The 8863-nt window shown below is 68.1% G+C and carries 5 protein-coding genes and 1 pseudogene; 4 read left to right on the top strand and 2 right to left on the bottom strand.

Annotated features, from left to right (window positions below; translation table 11 throughout):
* Nucleotides 1-1001: pseudogene (locus BLR21_RS39570) on the top strand (IS630 family transposase); the annotation flags it as partial.
* Here the strand turns inward: BLR21_RS39570 and BLR21_RS39565 are convergent.
* Complete coding sequence (locus tag BLR21_RS39565) at nt 998-3709, bottom strand: AfsR/SARP family transcriptional regulator (protein ID WP_090015048.1); 2712 nt, start codon at nt 3707-3709, stop codon at nt 998-1000. The pseudogene BLR21_RS39570 and the gene BLR21_RS39565 sit on opposite strands and share 4 nt — an antisense overlap.
* A gap of 121 nt (nt 3710-3830) precedes the next feature.
* On the opposite strand from BLR21_RS39565, the gene BLR21_RS39560 reads away from it, so the two are divergent.
* Nucleotides 3831-4406 (top strand): hypothetical protein, encoded by a 576-nt coding sequence (locus BLR21_RS39560; protein WP_090015046.1) that lies wholly within the window; start codon nt 3831-3833, stop codon nt 4404-4406.
* 91 nt (nt 4407-4497) lie between these two features.
* A complete protein-coding gene (locus tag BLR21_RS39555) occupies nt 4498-4875 on the top strand; it encodes an IS110 family transposase (RefSeq protein ID WP_176930012.1) in 378 nt (125 codons plus the stop codon).
* A 66-nt stretch (nt 4876-4941) separates the two neighbouring features.
* Here BLR21_RS39555 and BLR21_RS42995 read toward each other — a convergent pair whose 3' ends face one another.
* Nucleotides 4942-7665, bottom strand: a complete 2724-nt coding sequence (locus BLR21_RS42995) for a COG1470 family protein (RefSeq protein WP_090015043.1) — start codon at nt 7663-7665, stop codon at nt 4942-4944.
* Nucleotides 7666-8016: 351 nt separating this feature from the next.
* Here BLR21_RS42995 and BLR21_RS39545 point away from each other — a divergent pair, with 351 nt between their 5' ends.
* Entirely contained in the window at nt 8017-8607 is a 591-nt protein-coding gene (locus tag BLR21_RS39545) for a dihydrofolate reductase family protein (RefSeq protein ID WP_090015041.1), read from the top strand.
* The last annotated feature ends 256 nt before the right edge of the window (nt 8608-8863 follow it).

Below are 8863 nucleotides of genomic sequence, written 5' to 3'. Positions count from 1 at the left end.
TCGCAGGTGCTGGCGCAGCGGTGCAGGATCGTGCTGGCGTGTGCGGATGGTGTGCCGGGCACGCGGATCGCCGAGGATCTGCGGGTGCATCCGGCGACGGTGACGAAGTGGCGCAGGCGGTTTCTGCGGGATCGGCTGGACGGCCTGGTCGATGAACAACGGCCGGGCCGGCCGCCGTCGATCACGGTCGATCAGGTCGAAGAGGTGATCGTGGCGACGCTGGAGGAGGTCCCGCGGGGCGCCACGCACTGGTCTCGGACGTCGATGGCGGAGCGCACCGGGTTGAGTAAGTCGACCGTCGGGCGGATCTGGCGCGATTTCGGTCTCAAGCCTCATCGTGCCGAGACGTTCAAGTTCTCCACTGATCCGTTGTTCGTGGAGAAGGTCGTGGATGTTGTTGGCCTGTATCACAATCCGCCCGAGCGGGCGGTGGTGCTGTGCGTGGACGAGAAGTCTCAGATGCAGGCGCTGGACCGCTCGCAGCCGGTGCTGCCGATGATGCCGGGTATGCCCGAGCGGCGCACGCACGACTACGTCCGCAACGGCATCACCAGCCTGTTCGCCGCGTTCAATGTCGCTGACGGCACGGTGATCGGCGAGTTGCACCGCCAGCACCGTGCCGCGGAGTTCCGCAAGTTCCTGATCACGATCGACAAGACCGTGCCCGCCGGGCTGGACGTGCATCTGGTCTGCGACAACTACGGCACGCACAAGACCGCGGCGATCAAGGCCTGGCTGGCGAAGCATCCGCGGTTCCACATGCACTTCACCCCGACCGGATCCTCGTGGATCAACCAGGTCGAACGCTGGTTCGGGTTCCTGGCCGAGCAGAAGATCAAACGCGGCGCCCACAAGAGCGTGCAAGCACTCGAGAAGGACGTCCGGGCTGGATCGCGGACTGGAACACCCATTCCCGGCCGTTCCTCTGGACCAAGACCGCCGAAGAGATCCTCGAGTCACTCGCACGCTTTTGCAGGCGAATTTCCGGCGCAGCACACTAGTCGCGTGGCGCAGAACGTTGCCGAGCGAATTCGCGACCGGACAACTTCAGTTCCATCAGGTAGGCGTCCTCAGCGCAGTGCTGTGCCCGGTACAGCTCAGCTGCCTCCTGCCACGCCGCGCGTGCCTCGTCGGACCTGCCGAGTGCCATGAGCGGGTCGCCGAGCTTGGCGAGGCTGTTGGCTGTCTCGAGGATGCCGCTCGTCGACCGCAGCAGGGTGGCGGCCCGGCGCAGTTTGTCGGCGGCTCCCAGGTGGTCACCTGACCGGTGCGCGATCCAGCCGAGGCTGTCCAACGTGTTGGCCTCGCCGTAGAGGTCCCCCAACTCCTCGAACATGGTGATCGCGGCCTCGCAGTGCTCACGAGCGGTGTCGAGGTCGCCGGTCAGTGCGGCGAACCAGCCGACGTTGTTTGCAGCGCCTGCTGTCCACGCCGGCACGCCCACCAGCCGGAACAGCTCGAGCGACTTGACCGAGTGCGCCAGCGCCCGCTCATCGTCTCCGCGCAGCGCGGCGGCCCGTGCGGAGACACGATGGACGTGCGCCTGCTGCAACGAATCCTGCAGCTCTTCGGCCAGTTCGAGCGCGTGGCTCAGGTACCGGTCGGTGTCCTCGCGCAGACCTAGGTCCGCGCACACGTTGCCGAGCGTCCAGACGAACACCACCGGGAGCGCGGGATCGGCCAGTTGCTCGACGGACTCCGTCGCGGCCAGCAGCACGGCGTGGCGGTCCCAGATCGGTGACCGCCGGGCCAGGAGGGTCTGCAGTGACCACGTCAGGCCCCACCCGAGGAGGTGCCAGCCCCGCGTGGTCGCGATGTGGTGCGCGGCCAGCAGGTTCGCGTGTTCGGTGCGGAACCACGTGATCGCCTCCTCCACACTGGACAGTCGTGACGACTCTGCCGGGAAGAGGTCCAACGCGTGCGACGGATCGATGAGGCGATCGGCCTCGATCGCGGTCCGCGTGTAGTGGTCGACGACTCGGCGCAACGCCTCCAGGCGTGTTTCCTCGTCAATCTCGTGCACAGCTGCGTGGCCACGGATGAGGTCGTGCATGCGGTAGCGGCCCCGCGCGTCCTGAGTGAGCAGCGACAGTGTTTCCAGACGGTTCAGCACGGCACGTGCCGCCGCCGCGGTGAGCCCGAACAGGTCCGCCGCCGCAGCCAGTCCGATGTCCGATCCCGGCGCGACGCCGAGCAACACGAAGGCTTGCACCTGTTCGGGCGTCAGACAGCGCAGTGACCACGACAGCACAGCGGTCAGGCACGCCTCGGACTCGTCGCCGTCCAGCGCGACCGGACCGAGCTCACACAGGTCCTCGGTGAAGCGGGCCAACGGCATCTCGGGATGAGCCAGCGCATCCCCGGCGACGATGCTGAGCGCCAGTGGAAAGCCGTCGCACCGAACGATGAGCTCGTCGACCGCCGCCGGATCGGCCGCGATCCGAGCCGAGCCGAGCCGGTCGGTGAGCAACGCGCGGGATTCTCGAGGCGGCAGCCTGTCCAGTGCGATGTGCCGGGCGCCGTGCCCGGCGATCAGGCCAGGTAGCCGTCTGCGGCTGGTCACGACGACCGTGCAACTCTCACCGCCCGGCAGCAACGGCACGACCTGAGCGGTGTCGGCGGCGTTGTCCAGCACCAGCAGCATCTGCCGGTCCACCACCAGGCTGCGGAACAGCGCGGTCTGTGCGTGCAGGTCCGCCGGGCACCGGTCCACGCCCAGCGCGTGGAGGAACCCGCGCAATGCGATCTTGGGTGGCATGGGCGCCGCCTCAGGGGCGAACCCGCGCAGGTCGACGAACAACTGCCCGTCCGGGAAGCATGCCGCGTTGCGATGCGCCCAATGCAACGCCAGCCACGTCTTGCCGATGCCACCAGGCCCTGCGATCGCGAAGATCCGGGGCTGATCGCCGAGCCGCTCCAGGGCATCGTGCCTGCCGACGAACGACGCCGGTACCCCTGGCAGTTGCCGAGGCACCACAACGGGCTCAGGAACCACCTGCCCCGCCCCGGCGAGCACCTCCCTGTGCACCTCCTGCAACACCGCACCCGGTTCGGTGCCGTGCTCCTCGACCAGCCGATCCCGGATCACGAGGTAGTACGCCAACGCGTCCGCCGCCCGCCCGGCCGCGGCCAGCGCGCGCATGTACTGGCCCGCAATGCGTTCGTCCAGCGGGTGCGCCTCGGCGCGGTCGGACAACACGGCGAGCAGCCCGTCCGTTTGCCCGGTGCGCAGCCGTGCGTCGACCAGGTCTTGTTCCGCGGCAAGGCGTTCCAGGTGCAGCCGATCGCGTTCCGCCTGCGCCCACTCCCCCGGCAGCCCGGTCAGCGCATCGCCACGCCACAACGCGAGCGCCTCGGTCAGCAGCTCCGTTCGTTCGGCATCCGTGCTTTGCCTGGCACGGACACACAGTTCGCGGAACCGGCGCAGGTCCGTGTCCGCCTCTGCCAGCACATACCCGCCCGGCCTGCGCACGATCTGCTCGGCCGCGAGCATCTTCCTGAGCCGGGAAACGTAGCTGTACAACGTTTTCTGTGCCCGCGCCGGTACCTCCGACGCCCAGATCCGGTTCATCAGCCGGTCGTCCGGCACCACCCGGCCCGCGTCCACCGCCAGCGCCGCGAGCACGCATCGCTGCCGCCCGTGCCCCAGTTCCGCCTGCCGCCCATCGATCTGAACGGTCACCTCGCCGAGCAGGTTGACCACCGTCATGCGTCCCTCCCCCAGGAGCCAAGGATCTTACTGACCTGGGGATTGCAGAACCGCTCAACATCCGCACATCCCGGTGACGCCACTCTGACGGAGCAATCAACCGCTTGGGGAGGCAGTTTTGATGGCTAGCAAAGCAGTCAGAGCACTGCTCGTCGCGTTCGCGGCGCTGGTGCTGACGGCGGGGGCGGTCATGCCCGCGATGGCTCAGGAGTCACCTGAGCTCATCATCAAGAACACGGGCGAGGTTTCGGCACAAGCCCGCCACTTCAACGAGGTCGAGACCCCGCAGACGCTTTACCAGTGCCCTGCGCTTTTCTGCAACAAGGGTGAGGTGCTGCCAGGCCAGGCACTCGGCGAGATCTGCATCATGGACGCTGAGGGATATGGTTGGGCGCTCGTGTACAACCGGGCCAACGGGCACACCGGCTTCGTCAACAGGCTCCGGCTGAAGCACCCGGACCCGCAGATCCAGTGCAAGGACGTCGGTCAGTACGGGTACGTCGTACAGGACGCAACCCTGTACCAGTGCCCTGCGACCCACTGCAACAAGGGCGTCGCGGAAGCCTACGACCATCTCCGCGTGGAGTGCTACATCGATGTCAACGACGGTTGGTACTGGATCTGGGTGTACAACGCCTCCAACCACCACGAGGGACTTCTCCGCGAGCCGACGAACCACGGTCTGGAGAGGTGCTGAACTGACGTTCTAGTCGGTGATCCGGGCGCGGATGTCTTTCCAGCGCCTGGATCACTGCGGCGCGTTCCAGCACACTTCCAACCTCCTTCCAATGATCGTGGACTGCACTGCGGGGAGTCATCGCGTGCTCGGGCAACTCGCCGCCGATCGCGGCATGCCGTTCGTCTGTGCCCAGCCGATGCTGAGTTCCTGGGCGCGACGCGCGGAGGACTTGACGGTGGACAAGACCGACGAGAAGGACGCGGTGCTCATCGCCCGGCTGACCGCGCAGCTGCGCTGCTCCGTGCCCGAACCCGTGGACGAGACCTGGGGACGGCTGCGGCATCTCGGCGCCCGCCGCGAGCAGCTGATCGTGGCAGTGACCGGCCACGTGCAGCAGATCCGGTCGCTGCTGGCTCGAACGGGAGACGGCGCGTCTGACGGCAACCCCGCCGCCAGCGCCGTAACCGTCCCGGGTGCACCTCGGTGAACCCCACTTCCCTCGTCCTCGCTGTGGGTCCGCCGCATCTGGGTGGGTGCGGGGGCCTCGCTTACGTCAGCCAATCCGGACGAACAGGTTGCCTGTCCTGGCCATGACCTCTCCCGAGCTGTACGCGCCCACCGTCACCGTGAACCGGTCCTGGGTGGCCCCGCCGTTCCCCTCGTCAACGATCTTGCCGCGCACGACCGCCGGCTGACCATTCAGCACACCAGCCGCCTGGTAGATCGCCGTGTTGCCGACCACCACGAGCCACTGCGGCTTGTCACTCGTGAACCGGCTCGTCCCCACGTCCATGCGGACGTAGCCGACCGGGGTCGTGTCCCGGTAAACGATCGACGTCGTCAGCCGCACCGTCGCGCCTGCCGTGTCAGTGCCGCGTTCGGTGCCGGACACCGCGCCGTCCGGGTTGAACAGCACTAGCTCGCCGGTCACGCCAGGGCCGGTGAGGTAGTCGCCGCTGACAGCGACCGCCAGAGACCACACATCAACCGGGGCGCCCAGCGGGACGACCGCGTTGCCGCCCGCGTCGAATGTCGTCGAGTAGGTCTGCGGTGCGGCCGTCAGGGTCGGGGTCAGGGTGATGCTCGCGCCCGCCCTGGTGAGGTCGGCGGGGTAGCCGTCCTGCTCATCCAGGGCCTTGAGCACGAGCGTGCCCGAGGCGGGCTGGACCATCGGGCTGGTCACTCTCACCGTGAGGTTCTCCGGCTCGACGGTGACAGACCCGAAGGTGCCAGTCGCCGCGTGCAGGCCGTCCTCGGCGACCGCGACCCGCACCTCGTAGCTTCCGGGCGCGACCGTGGCGAGCCACTGGGCGCTGGCGATGCCGTCAGCCCCGGTGGTCGCGGTGAAGACCTGGTCGGACACCGTGAACGTGACGGTCTTGCCGCTCAGCGGGGCACCGGTCGACCGATCCGTCACCACCGCGGAGAGCGTGGCCGGGTCGGAGTGGTCAACCGAGAAGTCACCCACGTAGGAGACGCTGGCCCGCCGCTTCACGACGTCGACCAGGAAGTCGTAGTCGGTGCGGATGGAGCCGTCCGAGGTGCTCTGCCCCCGCACGAACATGCGGTGGTGGTGCACGCCCGTGTTCTGCGGAACCGTGATCCGCAGGGTGACCGTGGCCCGCTGCCCTGCGGTGAGCGTCATCCGCTGCGTGGTCGCCGTCCAGCCGGTGGGCAACAGCGCGCTGAAGTCGAAGGTGTCGGTGGCCTCGCCGGTGTTCATCACCGCGATGGGCAGGTCGAACGAGTCGCCGAGGGCCACGCTGGGCCGCGGGGCGTTGCCCTGGGCGGTGGCCGGGTCGACCAGGATGCCCGGGCCCACCACGTCGAAGTACACCTGCTGCCACTCCGAGTTCCCCGGGTCGTTGAAGAACGGGCGCCCGATGGCCCGGACCGCGACCTTCGCCGGGCTGTTGTCCGCCCACGGGTAGGCCATCTCCCGCCCAGAGGTCCTCGAGTCAGTCGGGTCCCACGCGTCGGTGTCGGTGCCGCCGGAACAGACCGCGGTGTCGGGGTCGGGGCCGTCCTCGTCGGTGCGGCCATCGCCGTCGCTGTCGCCGCCGCCGGGCGGGTCCTCGTTGGTCTGCCCGTCGTTGTCGTTGTCGAGCTGGCCGTCTGGACCGTCCTCGTCGGTGCGGCCATCGCTGTCGCTGTCGCCGCCGCCCGGCGGATCCTCGTTGGCCATGCCGTCGACGTCCTCGTCGACGCAGCCCGGCGCGCGCGTGCCGTCCGGCCGCATCAGCTCGACGCCGCGGATGTGCTCGAAGCCGCTGCGCACATTGCGCTCATCGATGCGCCAGATGACCACACCGGTGTCCGGCACGCTCTGGTTGTAGGTGTTCGCGCGCGGGGTCCGCGCCTCCACGAGGAAGTAGTCCTCGGTGCCGCGGCCCGGGTCGTAGAGCAGGTAGCTCTGGCGGATCCGGCTGTCGTTGGAGATGACGACGTACCCGTCCCGGGTGACGATCTGCGGCTTCTCGGTCCCGATGTGCATCTTGTGCCACGGGTTCGGCTCGAACCAGACCTCCCCGCTGGTGCAGGTCGGCCCGGCGATGTCCCAGGAGCCGACGCCGTAGCCGTAGTGGTCGAACAGGTCGTAGGTCTGGTGCGCCAGCTCGTGGGCGAAGGTGATCACGTTGGTCGCGGTGCCGCCGTCGCCGGTGCGGAACCCGATCGTCTTGCCGTCGAGCTTGTTGCCCGCCGCCACCTCGCGCGCCTGCCCGCAGTTGTCGGTCCCGGGACGGGAGGTGAAGATGGTGGCCACGGACAGCTCGGTGTCCTCGACGGTGCCGTCCTTGTCCCGGTCATAGCGGGCGAAGTCGATGAACTGGTCGGCGAGGTCCATCATCTTGCGCCGCCGCTGCGCCGGGTCCAGCGCCAGCGCGTCGGCGGACTTGCCGAGGTCGACGGTGATGACGCCGTTGTCGGCGATGCCGGAGGACTCGACGACCGGCACCAGCACAGTGAAACCGTGGGTGAGGTAGTAGTCGGCGACCGTGCCGAACTCGAAGATCGAGAAGAACTTGTCCTCGATCACGGTCTCAGTCACGTTCGTCAGGTCAGTGAACGTGCCGTAGACGACGAGCAACGGGGTCAGCCCCTCCGTCCTCGGCTTGAACAGCGGCGCGTGCGGCGTCGACGTGTGGCTGAAGTCGGGCAGGGGGAACGGATACGGCGAAGGCGCCGCCTGCGCGGGCGCCGCGACGGCCGTCGTCAACCCCGCCGCCAACGCCACCGCCGCCGTCGTCGCCCACAAACGACGTCCGTGCTCACCCATGGGAACCACCCGCTCACCGCCTGGGCACCCGGCAGCGGACCCACCGGATGTGACGCCCATCTCAGTATTCGCGCCCATGACGAGCACCGTTACGCGATCGCGGGAGGTTCAGCGACCTCGACATCACGTGCGAGCAGGTTGTGCAGGCTCTTGTCGTGTTGCATCCGAACGGCGCTCCCGAGGTGAAGCTCAACGAGCAAGCGGAGCTTGTCATCTGTTGGAGAGAATCTCGGGCCTTGTTGTCGAATCCGGCGTCGCGCGATCGACGTGCAGGTGGGAGCGGCGGGTCCAGCGGCCGAGGTACCCCACCGGCGACATCGCCACCGACTGGCCAGAGAGAGGAACTCGAAGATGGGTAGGACACCACTGCGGCTGTACATGTCCATGTCGGTCGACGGGTACATCGCCGGACCGGACGACCGGCCGGGCCAGGAACTCGGCCGCAACGGAGGGCGGCTGTTCAACTGGCTCGACGACCGGATGTCCGAGGGCATCAACGGGCAGGTGTACGCCGAGGCCCTGGCAACCGGTGCCGTGATATCCGGACGTCGCACGTTCGAGCTAGCCGGTCGATGGCAAGGTGACCACCACGACGGAGTGCCGATCCACGTGCTCACACACCACATCGACCCGGACGACAAGCCCCCGGGTAGCGCGAAGTACTACACCGACGTCAACGCGTGTGCCACCGAGGCCCGAGAAGCAGCGGGAGATCGAGCCGTGATGGTCCACGGCGCGAGTGCGGCGCAGGCGTTGCTGGCAGCCGGCCAGCTCGACGAACTCGAACTGCACGTTGTTCCCGTGCTGATGGGCGACGGACGGCGACTGTTCGCGCCGACCGGACACGACCACATCGAACTGGAGCTCGTGCGCCGACTCGAAGGCCGCGACGCCACACATCTGCGTTACCGCGTAGTCCATCGAGACGGGGAACAGCCGTGACCACCGCTTGCTGACCGCAGAGACCAAGCCACTCGGCGATGCCGTCCCAGGCGCACTTGGCCGTGTGGAGCACCCGGTCATCGGCTACTTGTCTACTGGTGGCACGATCGGTGCCCGGCCAGGCCCGGTCGAGGTGTTCGGCGGGTCGCTCTCTCATCGGCTGCCCACCGCGCGGTTCGGTGTGGCTCTCACATGGCATGCCTCTCGCCGAGCACTGCGGCCGAGATGATCTTCGAGGAGGCGCGGGTTCGTCGCC

It is taken from the genome of Lentzea albidocapillata subsp. violacea (genome assembly GCF_900100275.1).
GTDB lineage: Bacteria > Actinomycetota > Actinomycetes > Mycobacteriales > Pseudonocardiaceae > Lentzea > Lentzea violacea.
This window is presented reverse-complemented; position numbering and strand designations above follow the sequence as displayed.